Here is a 24,131-nt window from a genome sequence, read left to right on the forward strand (position 1 = left end):
CCTCAGGGCAAGGGGGGGACGACCTTGCCGGGATTCATCAGCCCCCGGGGGTCGAAGGCCGACTTTATGCGGCGCATCAGGTCAATGTCCACGGCCGCTTTGTAATGGGCCAGTTCCTCAACCTTGAGGCGACCGATCCCATGCTCGGCCGAGATGGACCCGCCCATCTCCACCACGATGTCGTGGACGATGCGATTCATCCGCCCCCAGTCGGCCAGGAAGGCCTGGCGGTCGGCATCCACCGGCTGGGTCAGGTTGAAATGGGTGTTGCCATCGCCGAGATGGCCAAACGCCACCACCCGGACGCCGGACAGCGCTTCCTCCACCGCCACGGTGCAGCGGCGGATCATCTCGGGCACTTTCGATGTCGCCACGGCGACGTCGTGCTTGATGGAGCCGCCTTCCTTTTTCTGCGCCTCGGGAATCGCCTCGCGCAGGCGCCAGAAAGCCAGACGCTGGTCGCCGCTTTCCGCCAGCACCGCGTCCAAAGCGAGCCCGTCCTCGAAGGCCGCCGCCAGCAGATCCTCCAAGGCTTCGCGCAGGCCGCCCGGCCGCGATGACGACAGTTCCAGCAACAGATACCAGGGATGGGCGGCATCGAAGGGATCGCGAACCCCGGGCACATGGCGGACGCCCAACTCCAGGCCGATGCGGGGGATCAGTTCGCAGGCGGTGACCGCGTCGCCGCTGGCCCGCCTCGCCCGCCCCAGCAGGTGCAGGGCGGCATCGGGATCGGGAATGGCCACCAGGGCGGTCTGGATGTCGGCGGGGCGGGGGAACAGCTTCAGCACCGCCGCCGTGACGATGCCCAGCGTGCCCTCGGCGCCCATGAAGAGATGCTGCAGGGCATAACCGGTATTGTCCTTGCGCAAGCTCTTCAGCCCGTTCCAGATCTGGCCGTCGGGAAGCACCACTTCGAGGCCCAGCACCAGATCGCGGGTATTGCCATAGCGCAGCACATTGGTGCCGCCGGCATTGGTCGAGATATTGCCGCCGATGCGGCACGAGCCCTCGGCCCCCAGGCTGAGGGGAAACAGGCAGCCCGCGTCGTCCGCCGCCTGCTGGAGCGAGGCCAGCACGCAGCCCGCCTCGGCGGTCAGGGTGAAGTCCACCGCATCCACGGCGCGGATGCGGTTCAGCCGCTCGGTGGAGATCACCACCGAACGCCCGTCCTCGGACGGCACGCCGCCGCCGCACAATCCGGTATTGCCGCCCTGGGGCACCATGGGAATTCCGGCCTCGGCGCAGGCCTTGACCACCGCCGCCACCTGCTCGGTGGAGCCGGGCCGCACCACCGCCAGGGCGGCGCCGTGATACAACCCCCGCTCCTCCTCCAGATAGGATTCCTGGTCGGCGGCAGCGGTCAGCACATTGCCGGGGCCGACGATGGAGCACACTTGGTCTAACAGGGTCATCACGGAGAAGTCCTCGGCGCCGCTGCCCGGCGCAGGCGGTCGTTGATGGCGAGACCCAGACCCCACTGGGGAATGGGCGACACCGCGATGGCGGAATATTCGGGCCGGTCAAGGGCGCGCAGCATGGCGAACAGATTGGCCGCCGCCTCTTCCAGATCACCGGAGGGCGACAGGTTGAGGGTGGCCTCCATCGATCCGAAACCCAGCAGCGCCTCGCCCGCCTCGGCCCGCTCGGCCTCCAGCCGCACCGGCAGGCCGGGGGCGTAGTGGCTGTCCAACTGGCCGGGCGAGCGCGGCGCGGTGGGATCATGGGCGGCATGGGGCAGCACCACGCCCAACACCGCTTCCAGGGTTTCCACCGCGATGCCGCCGGGACGCAGCAAGGCGGGCCGCTCGCCCGACAGGTCGATCACGGTGGATTCAACCCCCACCCGACAAGGGCCGCCATCCAGGATCAGCGAGACCCGCTCGCCCAGGCACTGGGCCACATGATGGGCGGTGGTGGGGCTGACCGCGCCCGAGCGATTGGCGCTGGGCGCCGCCAGCGGCCGCCCGGTGGCACGGATCAGGTCGAGGGCGACGGCATGGTCGGGCATGCGCACCGCCACCGAATCCAGACCGGCGGAAGCCAGCAGCGATACCGGCGAGTCGGCCTTGCGCGGCAGCACCAGGGTCAGCGGCCCGGGCCAGAAGCGGGCGGCGAGACGCTGGGCGTCCAGGGTCATCTCCACCAGTTCGGCGGCCTGCTCCACCGAGGCCACATGGGCGATCAGCGGATTGAAGCTGGGGCGGCCCTTGGCCTCGAAAATGGCGGCCACCGCCCGGTCGCAGGTGGCGTCGCCGCCCAGGCCGTAGACGGTCTCGGTGGGAAAGGCCACCAGTTTGCCGTCGCGCAGCCGCCGGGCCGCCTCGGCGATGGCCTCGGGAGTGGCATCACGAATGGGGAAATGCTCAAGCGCCATGCGACACCCCCCGTCATTCGAGATATTCATTCTGGCCAAGTGACGATGTGGTAGTCCAGCAGGTCGGCCTTGGACTCGGTGATGACACGGCCACGCACCGAAATCCCGGCGCGGTGGACGGTATCGGGATCGCCGGACACCAGCGGATGCCACCAGGCCAGCGGCTTGCCCTCGGCCAGCACCCGATAGGCGCAGGTGGACGGCAGCCAGCCGATATGTTTCAGCACCGTGGCCGACAGTTCGACGCAGTCGGGCACCTGGTCCCAGCGCGCCGCATAGTTCTTGCACTTGGCGGTGCCGATGTTGAGCAGGCGACAGGCGACCTCGGTATAGTGCACCTGGCCGGTATCGGCGTCCTCGACCTTGTGCAGGCAGCAACGGCCGCAGCCGTCGCACAGGGACTCCCACTGCTCCCGGTTCATGGCCGAGAGCGGCGTGATGTGCCAGAACGGCGGCTCGGTCCTGGGCTCAGTCGTGGGCGTGGGCTTGGGCGCGGATGAACTCGCGGACATGGGGATAGACCTCTTCTCGCCAGCGGCGGCCATTGAAAACACCATAATGGCCGACCTTGGGCTGAAGATGGTAGCGTTGCTTGCTTTCCGGAAGGTTACAGCACAGCGCATGGGCCGCCTTGGTCTGGCCGACGCCGGTAATGTCGTCCTTTTCCCCCTCCACCGTCATCAAGGCGGTCTTGCGGATATGCGAGGGATCCACCTTGCGCCCGCGCGATACCATGATGCCGCGTGGCAGGTGATGTTCCTGGAACACCTTGCGGATGGTTTCCAGGTAATACTCGGCCGGCAGGTCCATCACCGCCAGATATTCGTCGTAGAAGGCGCGATGCTCCTCGGCGGAATCGCCGTCGCCCCGCACCATGTTCTGGAACAGCTTCATATGTTCGCCCACATGGCGTTCCAGATTCATGCTCATGAAGCCCTGAAGCTGGAGAAAGCCGGGATAAACCCGACGGCCGCGCCCGGCATGGTTCATGGGAACGGTATGAATCACCGTCTTCTCGAACCAGGAAAACGGCTTCCTGGTCGCCATCTCGTTGACCTTGGTGGGATTGGCCCGGGTATCCACCGGCCCGCCCATCAGGGTCATGGAGCGCGGCTGGCAGGGATGATCCGCCGCCGCCATCAGCGACACCGCCGCCAGCACCGGCACCGAGGGCTGGCACACCGCCACGATATGGGTATCGGGCCCCAGGACGCTCAGCAGTTCCGTCACCAGATCGATATAGCAGTCCAGGGTGAAGTCGCCCTGGTCCAGCGGCACATGGCGCGGATCGACCCAGTCGGTGATGTAGACGTCATGCTCGTGCAGCAGGGTCTCGACCGTGCCCCGCAGCAGGGTGGCGAAATGGCCCGACATGGGCGCCACCACCAGAACCTTGGGGTCCTTGCGGTCCTCGACGGCACGGCGGAAATGCAGCAGCTCGCAGAACGGCGTCTCGTGGACCACCTCTTCCGTCACCGCCACTCTTTCGCCCGCTACCATGGTGAAAGGCAGGTTGAAGGCGGGCTTGCCGAAACGGCGGGTCGAGCGCTCGATCAGTTCCGCCCCCGCCGCCACCGCGCGGCCCAGGCGGGTATAGGCCAAGGGCATCCAGGGATGGCTGTACGTGGTGCGCACGGCTTCGGCCATCAGCCGCATGGGGGTGAAAGCGTGATGCTGGATCTCATGCAGGTGGTAGAGCATTCCCGGCGGGTCCCTACGAAAGAATAAGAATGACGATTTTGTTACCGCCGCATCAGAAACCACGCAACAAAATTATTGCGCATTTTGATGCGTATTTTTGCTTGACCCGAATCCATCCCTGATCCTCCGCGCCATCGGCGACCAGCGATGCTGACAGAAGCCTCCCGGAGCAGTTCTTAATAATGGAAATCTGCAGTAGCGGCGGCCTCCAGGTCCGGTCAACCTGAGATGGACACCGCTTTCTTATTGCCGATACACTGCTGCCATATTATTGGAATAACACTAAATCCATCCAAGGAACCCGTTTGGTGTTTCGCCTGCTTCGGCATTTTTCCATGGTCAGTGCCGTCATGGTGCTGTTGTCGGCGGTATTGCTGGCCCAGGCGTATCATTGGGACCAGACCCGCGAGCATGTGGCATTGGCCGAGGACGGCAACCGCCATATCGCCGATTCATTCACGGGCACCTTCTGGAAGAATTTGTTGCCCATGGTATCGGCCCTGGGGCATGCCCCCCCTGGCGAACGCCGGAATCGAGGCGAGGTTCGGGCGCTGGACATCGCGCTGCGTTCCATGATCGGCGGCCAGCCCATTCTCAAGATCAAGATCTTCGACGCCAATGGTTCGATCCTGTATTCGCCTCAACCGGGCGAAATCGGTCAATCCGATTCCGCCAACCTCCTGCTGCGGGCCGCCCTGGCCGGTCGGATTTCCAGCGTCCTGGCCCACAAGCCCCATTTCGAGGGCTTTGGAGATCCGGTGAATGATCGCTGGGTGGTGGAAACCTATCTTCCGCTGCGGGGGCAGAGCGGCGAGATCGAAGCCATTTTCGAGCTTTATTCCGACGTCACCGCCACCCGCGAGCGCCTTTCGGAATCGACCCTCAAGGCGACCCTTCTCATCCTGGCCTGCTTTCTTTGCCTGTATCTGGCCCTGGTGCTGGTGATCCGGCGCGCCGACCATGTGCTGCGCAGCCAGACCCGCGAGTTGGAAGGCAGCCGGGAAAGCCTGCGCGAGCAGAAGGAAACCCTGCGCCATCTGCTGGACGCGGCGGGTGAAGGCATCGTCGGCTTCGACGGGCAGGCGCGGGTGACCTTCATCAATCCCGCCGCGATCGAGCTGATCGGCTGCGACGCGGACGCCACTATCGGCCGCGACGCCCATGCCCTGTTCCACCACTCCCTTTCCGCCGCCCCCCACGGCGTCGCGGAGTGCGACATCGTCAAGGCCGTGACCGAGGGAAAGCCGGGGGAGCGTCGATCGGGCCAGTTCTGCCGCCAGGATGGCGGCGTCTTCCCGGTGGAATACGTGGTCACCCCCAAGGGCGAGTCGGGAAGGGCCAGTGGTGCGGTCATGCTGTTCCGCGATGTCTCCAAGGTGGTCGAGCAGGAACGCCATCTGCAACGCCTGGCCCATTTCGACTCCCTGACCCAGTTGCCCAACCGGCTGATGCTGGCGGACCGCATGCGCCTCGCCATGGCCGCCACCCGCCGCAGCAACGGCTCGCTGGCCATCTGCATGCTGGACCTGGACGGGTTCAAGCCCATCAACGACACCCACGGGCACAAGGCCGGCGACCAGTTGCTGCGCGAGGTGGCCCGCCGACTGCTGGAGAATATCCGGGCCGAGGACACCGCCGCCCGGCTGGGAGGCGACGAATTCGCCCTGTTGCTGGGGGGGATCGAAACAACCCACGAATACGAAGTGGCGCTGCAGCGCATCCTCAAGGCCATATCCAGCCCCTATCAGGTCTCTGGCGCCACCGTCCGGGTCTCGGCCAGCATCGGCGTCACCTTGTTCCCCAATGACGGTGTCGACGCCGATGTGCTGCTGCGTCACGCCGACCAGGCCATGTACAAGGCCAAGCAGTCGGGCAAGAATTGCTATGCCCTGTTCGACCCCTCCGCCGACCAGCGCCGCAAGGCCAATTCCACCGCCATCCGCAAGATGGCGAGCGCCATCGAGAGCGGCCAGTTCCTGCTGCATTATCAGCCGCTGGTGGATTGCCGCCGGGGCCGGGTCAGGGCGGCCGAGGCATTGGTACGCTGGAACCACCCGCTGATGGGATTGCTGGCGCCCGGCGAGTTCCTGCCCCTGATCGAGCATGACGACCTGATCGTGCAACTGGGCGAGCGCACCATCGCCGATGCCCTGGCTCAGATCGAGGCCTGGCGGGTCACAGGGCTGGAGATGGACGTGGCGGTGAACATCTCCGCCCGGCAATTGCACCAGCGTGACTTCCTCGACCATCTCGACCGGCTGCTGGCTCCCTATCCGCCGGAAACCGTCCGCCATCTGAAACTGGAAATCGTCGAGACCGCCGCCCTGGATGACATCAACGCGGTGGCCGATATCGTCACCGCCTGCCAGCGCCTCGGCATCCGCTTTTCCCTCGACGACTTCGGCACCGGCTATTCCTCGCTGATCCATCTGAAACGCCTTGCCCCCGCCGCCCTGAAGATCGACCAGACCTTCATCGCCGACATGCTGGACGATTCCATGGACCTGGCCATCGTCGAGGGCGTGGTCGGCATGGCCCAGGCCTTCCGCTGCGATATCGTCGCCGAGGGCGTGGAAAGCATCGACCAGATCCTGATGCTGCTGGAACTGGGCTGCGACAACATGCAGGGTTTTGGCCTGTCCCGGCCGCTGCCGCCGGATTCCTTCCAGGACTGGGTTCGCCAGTTCACCCCCGATCCCCGCTGGAAGCTGGCCTCGACCGGGCGGCCCAACCGGGCTGAATTCCAGCTGCTGCTGGCCGAAGCCAATCATCGACACTGGGTCGACCGGCTGATCGCCTATGCCGAGGGGGACCAGGGCGAGCCGCCGCCCTCGACCGACCATCGGGCCTGCCGCTTCGGGGAGTGGTATTACGGCGGCGGCTTCAAGAATTTCGGCGGCTACAAGACCTTCGGCGACATCGAGGCCCAGCATACCGTCCTGCACGAACTTGGCATCAAGCTCCTGGCCCAGGCCCGATCCGGCGATACCGCCGCCGTTCACGCCACGGTCGGCGATCTGATCCTGGCCCGCGACGGCCTGATCGACGCCCTGCGACGGGTCAGGGGAACCGTATCCCAACCCCGCCACCTCCCAACGCCCCCCTAGGAACCTGGAGAAAGACGTCATGGCCGCGACCGATGCGAGACTGATCAACTGGGACGACAATCTGACCACCGGCGTGGCGGATATGGACGAACAGCACCGGATCCTGGTCAACACCCTGAACGAGGCCAATCTGAGCCTGACCGACGAGACCTCGTTCGAAGTCCTGGAACAGATCACCCGCGACCTGCTCAGCTACGCCCTCTATCACTTCGAGACCGAAGAGCAGCTGATGCAGGATTCCAACTATGCCGAGGCCCGCCCGCAAGAGGCGGAAACCCATCTGCAGCAGCACCGGTCGTTCTCGGCCAAGGTGGTCGAGGTCCGCAACCAGATCAAGGCGGGCAACCGCATTCCCCGCGACGACCTGCTGTCCTTCCTCAACAACTGGCTGGTGAACCACATCCTCAACACCGACAAGAAGCTGGGCGCCTTCCTGACCAGCCGGTAGCCGCGGCTATGTTCTGTCGATCAGATGGATGAAGGACCCGGCCACCGGTCCCGCCGCCAGACCGCATGTCCCCAGCGCGGTCCCGGCGGCGTCCTGGATGTGGAACAGGGGCGATCCCGCCTCGGACAGGACCGTGGCGTAGTGGAATTCATGGCCGCGAAAGCCCTGGCCCGCCTGCCCCACCGGCCCAGCGGCCAGCAGGCGGGCGCGACGATAGCCCAGATGGATCTTCCGCTTGGCGAAACTGGTCTCCAGCCCCAGCAGACCGGCCATTGCGTGGCGCTCGCCCTTGGCGTCCTCCAGCCCCCGGCCCAGCACCATATAGCCGCCGCATTCGCCGAACACCGCCGCGCCGCGCGCCGCAGCGGCGCGCAGCCCCCCCAGGAAACCGGCATTGCCCGCCAGACGTCCGGCATGCAGCTCGGGATAGCCGCCCGGCAGATAGACCGCGTCGGCGGATGGGTCGGGCGCCTGATCGGCCAGCGGCGAGAAGGGCATGACCTCCGCCCCCGCATCGCGCCAGCCCTCCAGCACCGAAGCGTAGCAAAAGGCGAAGGCGGCATCCGACGCCACCGCGATGCGGCCCCCCGGCGGTGCCAGCGGCGGCGAAGGCGGCCCGGCGGCCAGACATGACGGTTCCGCCAGCTCCATCAGCCCGTCCAGATCCAGGTGACGCCCCACCAACTCGGCGGCGCCATCCAGGAAGGCGGGTAGGTCGGTCCGCTCGCAGGCCTGCACCAGCCCCAGATGGCGCGAGGGAATTTCCAGCCCGGGGTCGGGCGGCAGGAAACCCAGCAGCCGCACCTCGGGACAGGCGGCACGGCAGGCCTCGGCGATGGCGGCCTTGTGGCGCTCGCCCATCACCCGGTTGAACACCACCCCCGCGACCCGCACGCCGGGCCGCAGGCAGGCGAACCCCGCCAGCACCGCCGCCGCCGAGCCGGTCATGCCACGTCCGTCGATCACCATCACCACCGGCCAGCCGGTGAGGCAGGCCAAGTCGGCGGTGCTGCCGTCGGGCTGGCCCACCGGGACGAAAGCCCCGTCGAACAGCCCCATGACGCCTTCGCAAATCAGCAGCTCGGCGCCCTGGGCCAGCCGTCCCGCCAGCCCGGCCACTGTTTGCGGCCGCATGGCCCAACTGTCCAGGTTGAAGCAGGGCCGCCCCGAGGCGCTAGCATGAAAGGCGGGGTCGATATAATCCGGCCCCACCTTGGCCGAGGCCACGGCGAAGCCCCTGCCCGCCAACAGGCGCAGCAGGCCGAGGGTAACGGAGGTCTTGCCGCTGCCCGAGGACGGCGCCGCGATGATCAGGCCCCGGGTCACTATCCGATATGCTTTCTCAGCCCGGCCACCAGATCATCCACCGAGATGCCATGGGTGAAATGGGCGATGAAGCGCCCGTCAGGCCCCATCAGATAGAGGATGGCGGAATGGTCGACGGTATAGCTGTCGGGCGAGTCGCCCTTGACCTTGGCGGCATAGACCTTGAATTCCTTGGCCACCTTGGCGATCTGCTCCGGCGAGCCGGTCAGGCCCTGGATGGCGGGATTGAAGGCCTCCACATAGGTCTTCATCACCTCCGACGTATCGCGCTCGGGGTCGATGGTGATGAAGATGGGCACCATCTTGGCGGCAAAGCCCGGCCCCAGCTTGTCGAGCGCGCCCGCCACCGTCGACAGGGTGGTGGGGCAGACATCCGGGCAATAGGTATAGCCGAAGAAGATCAGCATGTAGCGATTGCGGAAGTCGCGGTCCGAGACGGCCTTGCCGGTCTGGTCGGTCAGGGCGAAGGGGCCGCCGATGGCGGGAATGGCCTTGCCGTCGGAACTGGACTGGCCGCTCCAGACCACCAGGCGGACGCCGATGACCACGAAGGCCACCACGATGACGCCCATCAGGGCCAACAGGGTCTTGGAAAATTTCATGGCTCCCACTCCGTCCTCAGGGGGCGTTGACCAGTTGCCAGGCCATGAAGCCCAGCACGCCCGCATTCACAATCAGCAAGCCCGGCGCCAGATGCGCCATGACACTCCGCCAGCGCCCCACGGCGGCATGCCCCACCGCCGCCACCGCCACCAGCATGGGAACCGTGCCCGCCCAGAAGGCCAGCATCCCGAATCCTCCGGCCACCGGATTACCACCCGCCGCCGCCGCCGCCAAGGCCGCATACAGCAGGCCACAGGGAATGAATCCCAGCATGACTCCCAAGGCGAAACCACGCAGGCCGAACGGGGTCGAGAATAACGGCGCCGCCAGGCGGCCGACGCGGGCGCCCCAGGCGCTTTCCCCACCCCCGGCCAGCCCCTTGAAGGCCGGGATGGTCAAGGCCAGCAACAGCAGCGCGGCCAGGCTCAGCAACCCCGCCCCCAGCATGCGAAAGCTCGTCCCGCCGCCCAGGATGCCGGAAAAACCCGCCGCCGCCGCCCCCAACAGGCCATAGGTGGCGCCGCGCCCCAGGTGATAGGGAACCAGCGCCGCCCCGGCCAGTCGCCGCGCCTCGCTGAGACGGCTCAACGGGATCGCCTCCAGCCGCGCCGCCACCTGGGCCAGCACGAAGGGACCGCACATGCCGGAACAATGGGTCAGGCTGCCCACCAGCCCGGTCAGGAACAAACCACCGATCAGCCCCTCGCGGCCGTCGATCCCCACCCGGCAGACATCGAGTCCGGCATGCAGCAGACCGCCCAGATCGCTCATGACGGAATCCACCAGTCCAAGCGGTCACGAAGCGCAACCACGCCGCCCAGCACCACCACGGCGGGCGGCTTCAACCCCGCCGCCGCCACATCCGCCGCCACCGAGCCCAGGCGGGACTCCAGCACGGTCTGGTCCGGGGTCGCGGCCCGGCACACCACCGCCACCGGCTCATCGGGCCGTCGCCCCGCCGCCAGCAGTCGCGCCGCCAATCGGTCGAGATGCTTCAGCCCCATATAGAACACCATCACCGGCGCGCCGCGCGCCAGGGAGTCCCAGTCGAATTCGTCGGGCAGTTCACCATCGGCGCCATGGCCGGTGACGAAGGCCACCGCCGAATTGGTATCGCGCGAGGTGACGGGAATCCCGGCATAGGCTAGGCCACCGATGCCGGCGGTGATGCCGGGCACCACCCGGAAGGGGATTCCGGCCGCCGCCAGGGCGAGCGCCTCTTCCGGGCCGCGACCGAAGACAAAGGGATCGCCACCCTTCAGGCGAAGGACCCGCACCCCCTGGCGCGCCAGTTCAACCAGCCGGGCGGTGATGTCCGACTGAGGCACCGACTCCAGGCCGCCGCGCTTGCCCATGGCCTCGACCACCGCGCCGGGCCGGGCCAGGGCGATGATGCGCGCATCCACCAGCGCGTCGCAGATCACATGGTCGGCATGGCGAAGCCCGTGTAAGGCAAGCAGGCTCAGCAGGCCGGGATCGCCGGGTCCGGCGCCGACCAGCCACACAGTCCCCGCCTCGAACGGGGCCAGATCGACTGAAAGGTCAAACATGGCGGGCAGTATAGGGTTCGGACCGGAATCGGCCTCATGTATTTTCCGTAAGGCTGGCCGCGAATCGGCCGTCCCCCCTGTTCCAAGCCAAGACCTTTTGGCAGGGGCCCATGCATGGCTTTGGTCTGGTGTCACTGGCAAGTCTCGACCCCACGGGCCATACTGTGAAAGAGGGGAAGCCTGTTCCCGACGAAACCACCTTGGGGGTGAGGGGTTGATGCGGCTTGGTCCTTATCCTTGGATTGCCGCGGCTCTTGGCGTGGTGCTAAGCCTCGACATCGGTGTCGCCACCGTGTTGTGGAAGCTTCGGGCCGATGCCATGGCCGAGGCGACCAGGGCCACTGAAACCGCGAGCAAGCTGGTGGAAGCCTACGCCGAGCATTCCATCGGCGTCATCGACCGCATGATGTACGGGGTGCTGGAAACCGTCGGCCTCTATCCCCTTTCGCTTCAGCCCGGCAATCCCGAATTGAGCCGAATCCTGGTGCGACGCAAGACCGTCACGCCGAAGCTGGACTTCATCCGCTTCACCAACGCCGATGGCATTGCGATCAACGGGTCCGACTCGTTGGCACCCGAGACGCTGGGCATGTCCGGCGCCTCCTATTTCCGTCGCCACCGCGAAACTCCGGGCGACAAGGTGCTGCTGTCGCCGCCGGTCTTCAGCCCGGTGTCCAACAGTTGGGTCATTCCCCTGTCCCGACGCCTGTCCGACCGCGATGGTCAGTTCATCGGCGTGGTGGTGGCCGCCATGTCATCGGACGCCTTGTCGAGTTTCTACAAGACCATCGATCTCGGCCCCGGTGGCGAGGTGATCGTGGTCAATGCCGACGATCTGGTGCTGGCCTCGTCCGATCCCGAGAAGTTCTGGGTGGGCCGCATGATTCTCCCGGTCAACCAGACTCGGATGGTCACCGGTGAAACATCCATCCGGCCATCGCCCGCCGATGGCCTGGATCATCTGGTATCGTTCCGCATCTTGAAGAACTATCCGGTGGCGGTGCTGGTGACCATGTTGACCGACACCATCTATGCCAGTTGGGAAGAACGCACCCGATGGACGGTGCTGATCACCCTGCTCACCAATCTGGTGATCTTGCTGGGGGCGTTCCGCCTGCAGCAGGTATCCAACCGCCAGCACCGGACCTTGGCCGGGCTGATGGCGGCGCTGGAACGGGCCGAAGCCGCCAACCGGGCCAAGTCGCAATTCCTCGCCAACATGTCGCACGAATTGCGCACGCCGCTGAACGCGGTTCTCGGCTTTTCCGAAGGCATGCTGCAGGGACTGGGCGGGCCGCTGGGTGACAGCCACCGCGGCTATGTGGACGACATCCACCACGCGGGCCAGCATCTGCTGGCCACCGTCAATCAGGTGCTGGACATGGCGCGGCTGGAGCGGGGCGCACGCCAGTTATCGCTGCGGCCGGTCGATCTCGCCCCCATCCTGACCCGCCTGTGTCGAAGGTGGCGCACCCAGCGCGCCAGCATCACCCTGACCCTGACCATCCAGCGCGATTTGCCCATGGTGCAGGCCGACCCCGATGGCCTTGAGACCATCCTGTCCAGCATCCTCGACAATGCCTTCAAGTTCACCGCCGAAGGTGGGGCGGTCAGCGTGGCGGCGGTCGAATCCTCGCCCCATCAGGTGCGAATCACCGTATCCGATACCGGCATCGGCATTCCCGAGGACGACTTGGAGCGGGTGACCCACCCCTTCCAGCAGTTGGACAACTCCGACACCCGCCGGTATCAGGGGGTCGGTCTGGGCCTGCCCATCTCACGGGCGCTGGCCGAGTTGCACTGCGGCACGCTCACCATCCTCAGCCGGGACGGGGAAGGCACCACCGTCGAGATCACCTTGCCCAAAAGCGATTGATCAGCCCTTGCCCGGCCGCAGCACATGGGTGTGATCGGCGGCATAGAGGCGGGAATCGGTGAACTCGGTTCCCTCTCCCAGCACACGCCCCACCAGGATCAGGGCGGTGCGGGTCAAGCCCGCCGCCTTCACCTTGTCGCGGATATCACCCAGGGTGCCGCGCAGGAAGCTTTGATCGGGCCAGCCCACCCGGAAGGCCACCACCACCGGGCAGTCATCACCGTAAAGCGGGCTCAGTTCCTTGACCACATGGGCCAGATTGGTCACCGACAGATGGATGGCCAAGGTGGCGCCACTCTTGCCCAGGGTGGCCAGGTCCTCGTTATTGGGCATGGCCGAGGAGCGCACCGCCGTGCGGGTCAGGATCACCGTCTGGCTGACATCGGGCAGGGTCAGCTCGGTGGCGAGCGCGGCGGCGGCGGCGGCGAAGGCGGGCACTCCCGGCGTCACGTCATAGGCGATGCCCAGCGCGTCCAGCCGGCGCATCTGCTCGGCGATGGCACCATACAGCGAAGGATCGCCGGAATGGACCCGGGCCACGTCCAACCCCTTGGCATGGGCCTCGGCGATCTCGGCGATGATGGCGTCCAGGTCCAGCGGCGCGGTATCCACCACCCGGGCACCCGGCGCGGCCTCGGCCACGATCTCGGGCGGCACCAGCGACCCGGCATAGAGCACCACCGGGCAGGACTGGATCAGCCGCAACCCCCGCACGGTGATGAGATCGGGGGCACCCGGCCCGGCGCCGATGAAATGGACGGTCATGAATGTCCCCTGAAAATCGTCACCCCCGGACTTGATCCGGGGGTCCAAGGATGGCCGGGTCAAGCCCGGCCATGACGATACACTGGTCCGTCAGTGGCAGCCGCCACCACCACCGCCACCGCCGCCGCAGCCACAGCCGCCGCCACCGGTCTTGGCCGGAATGATGCGCAGCGCCGCGACGCCGGGCAGTTCCTTGCCTTCCAGCCATTCCAGGAAGGCGCCACCCGCGGTGGAGACATAGGAGAACTTGTCCTCGACCCCGGCCTTGGCCAGAGCGGAAACGGTGTCACCACCACCCGCCACGGTCAGCAGCTTGCCCTGCTTGGTGCGCTCGGCCGCCCACTGGGCCACCGCGTTGGTGGCGGCGTCGAACGGCTTGATCTCGAAGGCGCCGAAGGGACCGTTCCACACCAGGGTCTTGCAACCGCCCAGACGGTCGATCACCGCCTCGGCCGAGGCGGGACCGGCGTCCAGGATCATCATGTCGTCGGGAACCGCGTCCACCGACACCACCTTGTTGGGGGCATTCTCGGCGAACTCGGCGGCCACCACCGCGTCAGTGGGCAGCACGATATGGCAGTTGGCGGCCTTGGCCTTTTCCAGGATGGTCCGGGCGGTATCGGCCATCTCCTTCTCGCAGAGCGACTTGCCGACGCTCTTGCCCTGGGCGAACAGGAAGGTGTTGGCCATGCCGCCGCCGATGATCAGGTAGTCCACCCTGGCCACCAGATTGCCCAGCAGGTCCAGCTTGGTGGACACCTTGGCGCCGCCGACGATGGCGGCCACCGGCTTTTCCGGATGCTCCAAGGCCTTGCCCAGCGCTTCCAGCTCGGCCTGCATCAGGCGACCGGCGGCGGCGGGCAGCATATGGGCCAGGCCCTCGGTGGAGGCATGGGCCCGGTGGGCGGTGGAGAAGGCGTCATTGACATAGATGTCGCCCAGGGCCGACAGCGCCTTGGCGAAACCGAAGTCGTTCTTTTCCTCTTCCGGATGGAAGCGGACGTTTTCCAGCAGGGCGATATCGCCCTCGGCCATGGCGGCGATGACCTTTTCCGCCGCCTCGCCGATGCAGTCGTCGGCCCACGCCACCGACTTGCCCACCGCTTTGGACAGCGGTTCGACCAGGAGCTTCTGGGAATACTTCTCCTCCCGACCCTTGGGACGGCCGAAATGGGTGAGAACGATTACCTTGGCCCCCTTGGCCGCCAGCTCGGTGAGCGTGGCGGCCGAGCGGTCGATGCGGGTGGTGTCGGTGACCTTGCCGTCCTTGGAGGGGACGTTGAGGTCGGCGCGCACCAGCACCCGCTTGCCCTTGACGTTGAGCTTGTCGATGGTCAGGAACATGGACCGATCCTCCGGCTTGCTACTTGGCGATATGGCTCAGGAAACGCAGCATGTTGCAGGTATAGCCGTATTCGTTGTCGTACCAGGTCACCACCTTGACGAAGGTGGAATCCAGCGCGATACCGGCATCGGCGTCGAAGATGGAGGGCAGGTTGCAGCCGACGAAGTCGGTGGCGACCACCTTGTCCTCGGTATAGCCCAGCACGCCCTTCAGGGCGCCTTCCGACGCCGCCTTCATGGCCTTGCAGATGTCCTTGTAGTCGGCGTCCTTGTTCAGCTCGACGGTGAGATCGACCACCGAGACGTCCGAGGTGGGAACGCGGAAGGCCATGCCGGTCAGCTTCTTGTTCAGCTCGGGCAGCACCTTGCCCACCGCCTTGGCGGCGCCGGTGGAGGACGGAATGATGTTTTCCAGGATGCCGCGGCCGCCGCGCCAATCCTTGGACGACGGGCCGTCCACGGTCTTCTGGGTGGCGGTGGCGGCGTGCACGGTGGTCATCAGGCCGCGCTTGATGCCCCAGTTGTCGTTGAGCACCTTGGCGACGGGGGCCAGGCAGTTGGTGGTGCAGGACGCGGCGGAGACGATCTTCTCGCCCGCATACTTCTCGTGGTTGACGCCATAGACGAACATGGGGGTCTCGTCCTTGGACGGAGCCGACATCAGCACCTTCTTGGCGCCCGCCTTGATGTGCTTTTCGGCACTGGCGGCATCCAGGAACAGGCCGGTGGACTCGATGACCACGTCCACGTCCAACTCGCCCCACTTCAGCTCGGCCGGGTCCCTGACCTGGGTCAGCAGGACGGGCTTGCCGTTGACGGTCAGGATATCGCCCTCGACCTTGATCTCGCCGGGAAAACGGCCATGCACCGAGTCATACTTCAGCATATAGGCGAGGTATTCGGGCTCCAGGAGGTCGTTGATGCCGACGATCTCGATCCCAGGGAATTCCTTGGCCACGGCGCGGAAAACCATGCGACCAATGCGGCCGAAACCGTTGATGCCAACGCGAACAGTCATAATACCCTCCACTTGGTCCGAATGACGTTAAGGCAGGCTCGCCCTGGCGATGGGCTGGATGGATGGCGCCGGCGCGCGGATGACGCGCGCCCAGGCCTGCGAAGTCGGGCAACCATATTGCACAGAGTCCGCCTCAAATCCAGTGCTCGTCGAGAGTGGATTTCCGCCATGCCCCAACCGCAATCCTGGGGTGCCCCAACCGGACTCTTGTGCGACCGCCTTCGTTGTGCTTCATACCCTGCATTGATGTCTTGGCCGTTGGAGTGCACGGGCGCTCCTGGCCATTCGACCGGAAGGATGGATCGCCCATGAAGACGCTGTTCGCGCGCTGCTCGGTTCTTGCCCTCGCCCTGGCGGCCGGGTTCGCCGCCAGCCCCGCTTTCGCCGCCGACCAGAAGAACACGGTGGTCGCCAATGTCAACGGCACCGATGTGAAGCTGTCGTCGCTGGCCGACTTCGCCCGCCAGATGGGCCCCCAGGCCGCCCAGGCGCCCTATGAGGTCATGCTGGAAGTGGTGATCAATAACCAGTTGGTCTATGAGCAGGCCAAGAAAGACAAGATGGACGCCGATCCGGAAATCCGCGCCGCCCTGAAGCGGATCGAGATGCAGATGGTCACCCAGGCCTATATGCAGAAGAAGGTGCGGCCCTCCATCTCGGAAACGGCGCTGAAGGCCCGCTATGACAAGGCCGCCAAGGAATTCGTCCCGAGCGAGGAAGTGCGCGCGCGGCACATCCTGGTGGACACCGAGGAAGCCGCCAAGTCCATCATCTCCGAACTGAACCGCGGTTCCGACTTCGCCGAACTGGCCCGGTCGCGTTCCAAGGATTCGGGATCGGGCCAACAGGGCGGCGATCTCGGCTATTTCGTCCAGAAGGCCATGGTGCCGGAATTCGCCACCGCCGCCTTCGCCATGCGGCCGGGCGAAGTCTCCAAGACCCCGGTGAAGAGCCAGTTCGGCTATCACATCATCAAGGTCGAGGACAAGCGCATGGCCACCCTGCCGCCCTATGATCAGGCCAAGCCCATCCTGGCCCAGCAGATCGGCGAGGAAATCCAGCAGAAGCTGGTGATGGACCTGCGCGAGAAGGCCAAGATCAAGCGCTTCAAGCCCGACGGCACCCCGCTGGGCGAGGCCCCCAAGCAGCAGTAACATTCCTGTCGCGGGACTCCATCGCCTGGATTCGAGTATCCAGGCGGCGGAGTCCCGATCCATTTCCAGCCCGTGGAACCACGCCATGACCGCCATCTCCCCGCTTGCTCCCGCCGCCTTCCCCGCCATGCCGGTGATCGACGGCATTCGCCTTGCCAGCCATGCCTGCGGCGTGCGCTATGCCGGACGCACCGACCTGCTGCTGGTGGAAATGGACGAAGGCACCACGGCGGCCGGTGTGTTCACCAAGTCGCTGACCGCCTCGGCGCCGGTGGAATGGTGCCGCCAGGCCCTGGCAGCCAAGGGACGCGGCCGGGTGCTGGTGGTCAATTCCGGCAATGCCAACGCCTTCACCGGTTCGGTGGGCGTGGCCTCGGTCAAGCGCACCGTCGACAAGGCCGCCGCCCTGGCGGGCTGCAAGCCCGCCGAGGTGTTCATCGCGTCGACCGGCACCATCGGCGTGCGGCTGCCCGACGAGAAGATCACCGCCGCCCTGGCCGACGCCCGGGCCAAGCTGAAGCCCGACGCCTGGGCCGAGGCCGCCAGCGCCATCATGACCACCGATACCTATCCCAAGGGCGCCACCCGCACCGCCGTGATCGATGGCACCACGGTGCGGATCAACGGCATCGCCAAGGGCGCGGGCATGATCGCGCCGGACATGGCCACCATGCTGTCCTATGTCTTCACCGATGCCGCCCTGCCCGCCGAGGTGCTGCAGGATCTGCTGGCCAAGGGCGTCGACCGCTCCTTCAATTGCATCACCGTGGACAGCGACACCTCCACCAGCGATACCTTGATGCTGTTCGCCACCGGTAAGGCAGGGAACACGGTGATCAAGGACGCCAAGGACAAGCGGCTGGCCGATTTCAAGGCCAAGCTGTTCGATCTGCTGCTGGACCTGTCCCACCAGGTGGTCCGTGACGGCGAGGGCGCCACCAAATTCGTCGCCATCACCGTCTCCGGCGCGGCGGGCCGCAAGGCCGCCCGCAAGATCGGCCTCGCCATCGCCAATTCGCCGCTGGTCAAGACCGCCATCGCGGGCGAGGACGCCAATTGGGGCCGGGTGGTCGCCGCTGTCGGCAAGGCGGGCGAGAAGGCCAATCGCGACAAGCTGTCCATCCGCATGGGCGGCGTGCTGGTGGCCGACAAGGGCGAAATGGCCGAAGGCTATGACGAAGCCCCGGTGGCGGCCCATTTCAAGGGCCAGAATATCGTCATCGAGGTGGATGTGGGCGTCGGCAAGGGCAGCGCCACGGTGTGGACCTGCGACCTGACCCACGCCTATATCGACATCAACGGGTCCTATCGGACTTAGTTATTGTCCGAGTTTGGTGGGCACATCCTTTCTACCTGTCATGGCCGGGCTTGACCCGGCCATCCATGGCCCCCCGGATCAAGTCCGGGGGTGACGAAAGGGAAAATGGGGTCCGCCAAACCCCGACAAACTCTAAGATCTTCACGGCGGCCTTTACGGAAAGGAGCGCGGGCGCCCTCGCCCGCCTCCTCCCGAACCGGTATCAGTCCTCGATCTCGCCCACCGCCGATTGCAGGTAGTTCTGCTCGCCCAGATCGGCCAGCAGGGTCAGCTGGGTCTCGTAGAAATCGATGCGCTCCTCCGCCTCCTCCAGGATCTCCTGGAGCAGGTCACGGCTGACATAGTCGGCGTGCTTTTCGCATTCCGCCACCGCCTTGACCAGTTGGCCGTGGGAGGCCTGTTCCATCTTCAAATCGTTCTTCAGCATCTCGGGCACCGTCTCGCCGATCAGTAGCTTGCCCAGGTCCTGCAGATTGGGCAGGCCTTCCAGCAGCAAGATGCGCTCGATCACCGTGTCGGCGTTCTTCATCTCCTCGATGGATTCCTTGTATTCGTGCTTGCCGAGCGCGCGGAAGCCCCAGTTCTTCAGCATGCGGGCGTGCAGGAAATACTGGTTGATGCCGGTCAACTGGTTCTTCAGAACCGCGTTGAGCTGAGCCAGGACGGTCTTGTTCCCTTTCATGGCGCGCGCTCCCTCAGCTAGCCGATGACAGGCCGCCCGCGGCGGACTGCAGGTAGTTCTTGAGCCCCAGGCGCTCGATCAGGCCGATCTGGATTTCCAGCCAATGGGCATGGTCTTCCTCGGTGTCCTCCAGCATCTTCACCAGGATGCGCCGGGTATCGTAATCCCGCTCGATCTCGCACAGGGCGATGGCGGCCTTCAGTTCCGCCACGACGGAAATCTCCAAGGCCAGATCGTTCTTCAGCATGGCAGGCACATCGGCGCCCACGTTCAACGCCGCCCGGCTGGCCACGTCGGGCACGCCTTCGAGGAATAGGATGCGCTTGATCAGCGCGTCGGCATGGTCCAGCTCGTCATGGTGCTCGTGCTCGATCCGCTGGTAAAGAACCTGGAAGCCCCAGTTCTGCAGCATGCGGGAGTGGATGAAATACTGATCGGCGGCGGTCAGCTCGCCGGTCAGCAACGCGTTCAGGCTGGCGATGACCTTGGCACTGCCCTGCATGGGGGAACTCCTTCAGAAATGAACTGGGCCGATGGTGGCCCGACCCCATCGAGCCATCAAGAAAAATCTTTTAATATCAATAACTTTGCTCGTTTTCTAAGACCTATTCTCATGCTGACATGTTTGCGATTGCTTCGCACCTTCATTCGCAAATATACTGGGGTCTCGCCAAGGAAGGAAGCCGCGGATGTTTGCCTGGAAGGGATTGTCGCTCACCATGATCCAGCGCTGGCTGGCGGAACTGGAAGCCAAGCGCGGACGCACGGTTCCGGTGAAACCCCTGGCTCCGGTCAAGGCGCCCGCCGCGGACGAATCCGCACGATAACCTCGACCCCCGTCAATTCCATTCCTTCGGGAATGGCGGGCAGGCGATTCACCACCGGCTGCTCGCCCGTGATGTCGAACAGGCGCTTGCTGCCCTCATCCAGGAAGTGATGATGGGGGGCGCGGTTGCTGCAAAAGCATGTCCTTTCACCCATGTCGATACGGCTGACCACGCCGGCCCGGGCGAATTCGTTCAATACGTTGTAGATGGTGCCCAGGGTCAGGCGCAGCCCCTGGGCACGGACCAGATCGAACGCTTCCTGGGGGGTGACGTGGCTGTCGGCGCGATCCCGCAGCAGTCGGTAGACCGCCAGCCGCTGGGCGGTCGGCCGAATGCCAAGGCGGCGCAGCCGCGTCTCGTCCGTCTCCTGGGCAAGCTGGATCATCCGGCGATACCGCCCTCGGGCGCCGCAACGCTGGCCAAAGCCTTCAGGAAGGCTCCCAGACCGGAGTGACGCACCGGCACGAAGGGCTTTTCCCATCGACGGCACAGGCGTTTGACCTCGTCATGGGCGGAATGGCTGACGCAGTCCACCGGGAACAGCACCGCGTCGGCGCGGCCGAACAGCCCGTGCAACCGGGTCATGCTCTCCTCGAAGCCACCGTCGTGATGGGCGAAGGTGCCGTTGCACTCCTCCACCAGCTTGCGGAAATGCGGCACATGCTGGCTGCGGCCGCCCACGAACAGGATGCAGCGGCCGCACAGATCCAACCCGGCACAGTCGGCCGAGCACTCGCCCAGTCGGTCGCCGCCGTCCAACTGCCGCGACAGCCGTGCTTCCGATGCCGCCAGTTCCGCCTTCAGGTCGGTACTTTCCTGCAGCACCTGGGCGAGATGTTCCCCCAGGTCGCGCAGCTTGAGCAAGGTATCGCGCTTCTGCCCTTCGGCACTGCGACGCCTGTCCTGCTCACGATCCAGGCGGTCCTGGATATCGGACATCATCAGCCGCAGGCGATCCAACTCCTCGGCGGCGCGGGCGGCATGGGCGAGACGACGTCCCTCGGCGATCTCGCCATCCAGCCGCCGACGCATCTCGCGGATCATGGTATTGCGCCGTCCGATCTCGCTCCGCATGCGCTCCTGCTGGCGGGACAGCCGCGCTTCCAGCTCCGATTTCTCCTGCTCCAGGGCGTGAACCTGGCGCAGATCGGCGCGGCTGGCGGCGCCCACCTGATGCGAGAGCATGTGGATATCGCCGAACACCTCGTTCCGCAACTTCTCGCCGGTCTCGGGATGGGACATCACCGCCCAGCAGGCCGAGGCCACGTCTCCCTTGGCCAGCATGTCGCGCCAGGCCTCGGCCAGGGCCGCCTCGCCCTCCAGCCGGGCGAAGCGGCCGATGGCGGCGGCATGCTTGCGATCCAGCATCTTGTTCAACATCTTGGCCACCAGCTTCTCGCGACCGATCAGCACGATCATCGAGGTATGGATCTCATGGTCGCTGGGCTTCTCCGACGGCAACCGCAGCCGCAAGCGACTGGCGGCCCCCTTCAGTTCCCCCAGGGACAGGCAGGTCCCGATGATGGTGCAGTGCCACTGGCTGTCGATCTCCCACAGCTTGAGCCGCCGACGTGGCAGGGCGGGAGAGTCACTGGTCGTCTGGATGCACTGCTCGCACATGGGGCAACTCCGCCTAGGGGATGCGGAGGATGATATTAATTTTGCGACTTATTCGCAACTATGACAAAAGTGAGGCTGTTTCGCCGCCCATATGGACCGTTTGGCCTCGGGTCATGACCTGAGTGGTAAAATTCACGGGAAATTGACCAATGTCACCGAAAAGCGGTTGAATTCCAGAGCGCTTGAGAGCAAACCTGTATTCAATTATCAAACAATCTCGGATCGGCAGGGGGGATCGCATGATTTTCGGACGTGTGGCGGGGTGGCTGCTGATTGGCTTGGCGGTCATCATGGCGTCGGCCGATGCCGTGCTTGCCCTGGGACCGGTGGAATATGCCGGGATCGTCACCGCCGACGTGGTCACCTTGCTGGCCGGACACACCCCCGACACCGCCGATGCGGGCCATGCCCTGCTCGACCGTCTTGCCGCCGCCATTCTGGACATGCCAGCCTGGATCGTCGTCGGCCTGACCGGCATCGCCCTCTCCGTGGCCTGCCGCAAGCGCGCCAAGCGCTACGCCTTCCGCCGCTGACGCCCCCTGGGCACGTAACGCCGCTTCGGCCCCGCTGGCTTTGGTAGCTTGGCCCGCGCGGCCTTGAACGCATCGAGCATGCGCTGGAACGTGGCATCCAATTCCACCTCGATCTCCGGTCGCTTCTCCAACCGCGACAGCAGCAGCCCGGCCGCCTCGATGGTGGACAGGCTGTCGGCGCGGGGCTCGGTCCGCACCCGCCCATAGCGGGACGGCCGCGTCGGCCCCAGGATCACCCGCTTGCATTTCAGCACCCAGGGATTGCGCCACCACAGCGCCTTGGCCTGGCTCCAGGTGCCATCCAGCACGATCACCCCTTCGATACCGGCCAGGGCCTTGTCCTGGTCGGGGCAAAGTTCACCCTTGGCGGTGAGCGCCACCACCTCGCGCCCCGGCGCCAGTTGGGCGGCATCGGCCGAGCCGAGATAGAGCACCGCCCAGGACCTGGGATCGGCCGGGCGGCCCAGCGCCTTGGCCAGGCTGGGCCAGGACAGCCCTACCTTCATCACCGCGTTGGTCAGGTGCAGACTCAGCAGGCGGGCGGTGCCCAGGGTCTTGTCCTGCTCCTGCGGATGCTGCAGCACCAGCAGGGCGATGCGGTTGTCCAGGGGCGTGACCCCGTCGCAGACGCACAGCTCGGGCGGCTTCAGGCAAGACGGGCAGTCGCTGGCAGCCTCGGCGGGAGCGGGCGGGACGACGGGGGCGGCTTCGGCGGGGGGATCGGTGTCGGACATGGCGGGGTTGTAGCCCGCCCTGCCCCGGCGACGCAACGCCCGGCTTGATTTTTCCGCCCCGGGGGCGCAAGCAGGGGCATGCCCATCCTCAACCCAATCGACCTCCTGTCCGCCCTCTCCCGCGACCAGCGGCTGATGGGGCTCGACCTCGGCACCAAGACCATCGGCCTGGCCCTGTCCGATGTCAGCCGCACTATCGCCACCCCGTTCGACACCATTCGCCGCGCCAAATTCACCAAGGACGCCACCGACCTGCTGGCCCTGGTGGACAAGCACGGAGTCGGCGGCCTGGTCCTCGGCCTGCCGGTGGAGATGGACGGCGCCGAGGGCGCCCGCTGCCAGTCTGCCCGCGCCTTCGCCGTCAATCTGCTGCGCTTGCGCGACCTGCCCATGGCCTTCTGGGACGAGCGCCTGTCCACCGCCGCCGTCACCCGCACCCTGCTGGAAGCGGATTCGTCCCGCAAGCGCCGGGCCGAGGTGGTGGACAAGATGGCCGCCGCCTATATCCTGCAAGGCCTGTTGGACAGTTCGGGCCGCGCATTCGGCGCTTGACCTTTGTCAGGTCGCGGTGGCGTCAAGCCGCCTAGACTGCCCCGGTCACTTTCCGGGGAAGTCGGTCATGATCCGTTACGCCTTCACATTCTGTTGTCTTTTGTCCCTGCCCGCCCTGGCCGGGGAAGTCGCCTGTCCCGACATGGCCACCGCCGTCCAGGTGGGCGACTGCCCCAGCGAGGCCGAGCTGAAATGGGGCTTCGACGGCTATTGCGGCGATAATGCCCGCATCTACGACAAGAGCAATCCCGATGGCGACACTTGCGTCAGCATGGACAATTACAAGAAGCTGAAGAATGTCGCCCTGTGGGAAGCGGGCGAGTTCCAGGGCTATCTCCATTGCTCGCGCAGCGCCGAACAGCACAAATCCGCCAAGCTGCAAAGCGTCGGCCTCGCGCCGCGCCAGGGCCGGATCAACCGGGTAGTGTGCAGCTATGATGGCGGCGACGACATGACGCTGCGCATCCGCGCCGACTGCAAGATGGAGGGGGGCAAGGCGATCTGCGCCGAGTAGAGTGTCCGAGCGCGAAAACGGAGACGCTCCTCCCCCCGCCTTGGCGGGGGGAGGCCGGGAGGGGGGAGGCCGGGAGGGGGGG

25 protein-coding genes are annotated in these 24,131 nt (G+C 65.8%); 9 read left to right on the top strand and 16 right to left on the bottom strand.

All coding sequences use genetic code 11. The features are described 5' to 3' along the window. Window positions 1-2: 2 nt before the first annotated feature. The 4 genes from A6A04_RS04535 to A6A04_RS04550 are packed head-to-tail and all read right to left on the bottom strand — an operon-like array spanning window position 3 to window position 4,078. The gene (locus tag A6A04_RS04535) at window positions 3-1,415 is read right to left on the bottom strand and encodes an FAD-binding oxidoreductase (RefSeq protein WP_068490341.1); all 1,413 of its coding nucleotides are present in this window, start codon (window positions 1,413-1,415) and stop codon (window positions 3-5) included. Beyond that, a complete protein-coding gene (locus tag A6A04_RS04540; protein WP_068490342.1) occupies window positions 1,415-2,377 on the bottom strand; it encodes an L-threonylcarbamoyladenylate synthase in 963 nt (320 codons plus the stop codon). Before A6A04_RS04540 ends, A6A04_RS04535 begins: the two co-directional genes overlap by 1 nt. A gap of 26 nt (window positions 2,378-2,403) precedes the next feature. Next, the gene (locus A6A04_RS04545) at window positions 2,404-2,889 is read right to left on the bottom strand and encodes a YcgN family cysteine cluster protein (RefSeq protein WP_068490345.1); all 486 of its coding nucleotides are present in this window, start codon (window positions 2,887-2,889) and stop codon (window positions 2,404-2,406) included. Next, complete coding sequence (locus tag A6A04_RS04550) at window positions 2,846-4,078, bottom strand: polyhydroxyalkanoate depolymerase (protein ID WP_068490347.1); 1,233 nt, start codon at window positions 4,076-4,078, stop codon at window positions 2,846-2,848. Before A6A04_RS04550 ends, A6A04_RS04545 begins: the two co-directional genes overlap by 44 nt. 308 nt (window positions 4,079-4,386) lie before the next feature. Between A6A04_RS04550 and A6A04_RS04555 the strand changes: the two genes are divergently transcribed. Together A6A04_RS04555 and A6A04_RS04560 are read left to right on the top strand one after the other, a co-directional pair. Beyond that, window positions 4,387-7,185 (top strand): EAL domain-containing protein, encoded by a 2,799-nt coding sequence (locus A6A04_RS04555; RefSeq protein ID WP_156612469.1) that lies wholly within the window; start codon window positions 4,387-4,389, stop codon window positions 7,183-7,185. A 19-nt stretch (window positions 7,186-7,204) separates the two neighbouring features. Then, entirely contained in the window at window positions 7,205-7,633 is a 429-nt protein-coding gene (locus A6A04_RS04560; protein WP_068490351.1) for a bacteriohemerythrin, read from the top strand. A 6-nt stretch (window positions 7,634-7,639) separates the two neighbouring features. Here the strand turns inward: A6A04_RS04560 and A6A04_RS04565 are convergent, their stop codons facing one another. From A6A04_RS04565 to cobA, 4 genes are all read right to left on the bottom strand, one after another. Beyond that, a complete protein-coding gene (locus A6A04_RS04565) occupies window positions 7,640-8,959 on the bottom strand; it encodes a cobyrinate a,c-diamide synthase (RefSeq protein ID WP_068490353.1) in 1,320 nt (439 codons plus the stop codon). Continuing rightward, the gene (locus A6A04_RS04570; RefSeq protein WP_407670239.1) at window positions 8,959-9,447 is read right to left on the bottom strand and encodes an SCO family protein; all 489 of its coding nucleotides are present in this window, start codon (window positions 9,445-9,447) and stop codon (window positions 8,959-8,961) included. Before A6A04_RS04570 ends, A6A04_RS04565 begins: the two co-directional genes overlap by 1 nt. Window positions 9,448-9,577: 130 nt before the next feature. Then, window positions 9,578-10,333, bottom strand: a complete 756-nt coding sequence (locus tag A6A04_RS04575) for a sulfite exporter TauE/SafE family protein (RefSeq protein WP_156612470.1) — start codon at window positions 10,331-10,333, stop codon at window positions 9,578-9,580. Then, entirely contained in the window at window positions 10,330-11,112 is a 783-nt protein-coding gene (gene cobA / locus A6A04_RS04580) for a uroporphyrinogen-III C-methyltransferase (RefSeq protein WP_068490358.1), read from the bottom strand. The genes A6A04_RS04575 and cobA overlap by 4 nt, the downstream gene beginning before the upstream one ends. A gap of 262 nt (window positions 11,113-11,374) precedes the next feature. Here cobA and A6A04_RS04585 point away from each other — a divergent pair, with 262 nt between their 5' ends. Then, the gene (locus tag A6A04_RS04585; protein WP_172822732.1) at window positions 11,375-12,988 is read left to right on the top strand and encodes a sensor histidine kinase; all 1,614 of its coding nucleotides are present in this window, start codon (window positions 11,375-11,377) and stop codon (window positions 12,986-12,988) included. Here A6A04_RS04585 and cobM read toward each other — a convergent pair whose 3' ends face one another. The 3 genes from cobM to gap all read right to left on the bottom strand — a co-directional run bounded on the left by cobM (window position 12,989) and on the right by gap (window position 16,115). After that, window positions 12,989-13,753, bottom strand: a complete 765-nt coding sequence (gene cobM, locus A6A04_RS04590; protein ID WP_068490362.1) for a precorrin-4 C(11)-methyltransferase — start codon at window positions 13,751-13,753, stop codon at window positions 12,989-12,991. Window positions 13,754-13,843: 90 nt separating this feature from the next. Then, window positions 13,844-15,097, bottom strand: a complete 1,254-nt coding sequence (locus A6A04_RS04595) for a phosphoglycerate kinase (protein ID WP_068490364.1) — start codon at window positions 15,095-15,097, stop codon at window positions 13,844-13,846. Between the two features lie 19 nt (window positions 15,098-15,116). After that, window positions 15,117-16,115 (bottom strand): type I glyceraldehyde-3-phosphate dehydrogenase, encoded by a 999-nt coding sequence (gene gap, locus A6A04_RS04600; RefSeq protein WP_068490365.1) that lies wholly within the window; start codon window positions 16,113-16,115, stop codon window positions 15,117-15,119. Between the two features lie 308 nt (window positions 16,116-16,423). On the opposite strand from gap, the gene A6A04_RS04605 reads away from it, so the two are divergent. Together A6A04_RS04605 and argJ are read left to right on the top strand one after the other, a co-directional pair. After that, window positions 16,424-17,269 carry a peptidylprolyl isomerase gene (locus A6A04_RS04605; protein ID WP_068490367.1) on the top strand — a complete coding sequence of 282 codons (846 nt, stop codon included), beginning with the start codon at window positions 16,424-16,426 and terminating at the stop codon, window positions 17,267-17,269. An 85-nt stretch (window positions 17,270-17,354) separates the two neighbouring features. Beyond that, complete coding sequence (gene argJ, locus A6A04_RS04610) at window positions 17,355-18,587, top strand: bifunctional glutamate N-acetyltransferase/amino-acid acetyltransferase ArgJ (RefSeq protein ID WP_068490369.1); 1,233 nt, start codon at window positions 17,355-17,357, stop codon at window positions 18,585-18,587. Between the two features lie 202 nt (window positions 18,588-18,789). Here argJ and bfr (A6A04_RS04615) read toward each other — a convergent pair whose 3' ends face one another. Then, entirely contained in the window at window positions 18,790-19,269 is a 480-nt protein-coding gene (bfr, locus tag A6A04_RS04615) for a bacterioferritin (RefSeq protein WP_068490371.1), read from the bottom strand. Between the two features lie 13 nt (window positions 19,270-19,282). Next, the gene (gene bfr / locus A6A04_RS04620; protein WP_068490373.1) at window positions 19,283-19,771 is read right to left on the bottom strand and encodes a bacterioferritin; all 489 of its coding nucleotides are present in this window, start codon (window positions 19,769-19,771) and stop codon (window positions 19,283-19,285) included. Between the two features lie 187 nt (window positions 19,772-19,958). Here bfr (A6A04_RS04620) and A6A04_RS22175 point away from each other — a divergent pair, with 187 nt between their 5' ends. Further along, a complete protein-coding gene (locus tag A6A04_RS22175; RefSeq protein ID WP_156612471.1) occupies window positions 19,959-20,096 on the top strand; it encodes a hypothetical protein in 138 nt (45 codons plus the stop codon). Here the strand turns inward: A6A04_RS22175 and A6A04_RS04625 are convergent. After that, window positions 20,062-20,481 carry a Fur family transcriptional regulator gene (locus tag A6A04_RS04625; protein WP_068490375.1) on the bottom strand — a complete coding sequence of 140 codons (420 nt, stop codon included), beginning with the start codon at window positions 20,479-20,481 and terminating at the stop codon, window positions 20,062-20,064. The two genes, A6A04_RS22175 and A6A04_RS04625, sit on opposite strands and share 35 nt — an antisense overlap. Continuing rightward, window positions 20,478-21,716 carry a DUF2325 domain-containing protein gene (locus A6A04_RS04630; RefSeq protein ID WP_068490376.1) on the bottom strand — a complete coding sequence of 413 codons (1,239 nt, stop codon included), beginning with the start codon at window positions 21,714-21,716 and terminating at the stop codon, window positions 20,478-20,480. The genes A6A04_RS04625 and A6A04_RS04630 overlap by 4 nt, the downstream gene beginning before the upstream one ends. 239 nt (window positions 21,717-21,955) lie before the next feature. Here A6A04_RS04630 and A6A04_RS04635 point away from each other — a divergent pair, with 239 nt between their 5' ends. Beyond that, window positions 21,956-22,249 (top strand): hypothetical protein, encoded by a 294-nt coding sequence (locus A6A04_RS04635; protein ID WP_068490378.1) that lies wholly within the window; start codon window positions 21,956-21,958, stop codon window positions 22,247-22,249. Here the strand turns inward: A6A04_RS04635 and A6A04_RS04640 are convergent. Beyond that, entirely contained in the window at window positions 22,231-22,983 is a 753-nt protein-coding gene (locus A6A04_RS04640) for a tRNA-uridine aminocarboxypropyltransferase (protein WP_068490380.1), read from the bottom strand. The two genes, A6A04_RS04635 and A6A04_RS04640, sit on opposite strands and share 19 nt — an antisense overlap. Before the next feature lie 78 nt (window positions 22,984-23,061). Between A6A04_RS04640 and ruvX the strand changes: the two genes are divergently transcribed. Both ruvX and A6A04_RS04650 read left to right on the top strand, forming a co-directional pair. After that, entirely contained in the window at window positions 23,062-23,535 is a 474-nt protein-coding gene (ruvX, locus tag A6A04_RS04645; RefSeq protein WP_068490382.1) for a Holliday junction resolvase RuvX, read from the top strand. Between the two features lie 67 nt (window positions 23,536-23,602). After that, window positions 23,603-24,049: a hypothetical protein gene (locus A6A04_RS04650; RefSeq protein ID WP_068490384.1), complete on the top strand. Its 447-nt coding sequence runs from the start codon at window positions 23,603-23,605 to the stop codon at window positions 24,047-24,049. Window positions 24,050-24,131: the final 82 nt, after the last annotated feature.

This window comes from Paramagnetospirillum marisnigri, from assembly GCF_001650715.1.
Classification (GTDB): Bacteria; Pseudomonadota; Alphaproteobacteria; order Rhodospirillales; family Magnetospirillaceae; genus Phaeospirillum; species Phaeospirillum marisnigri.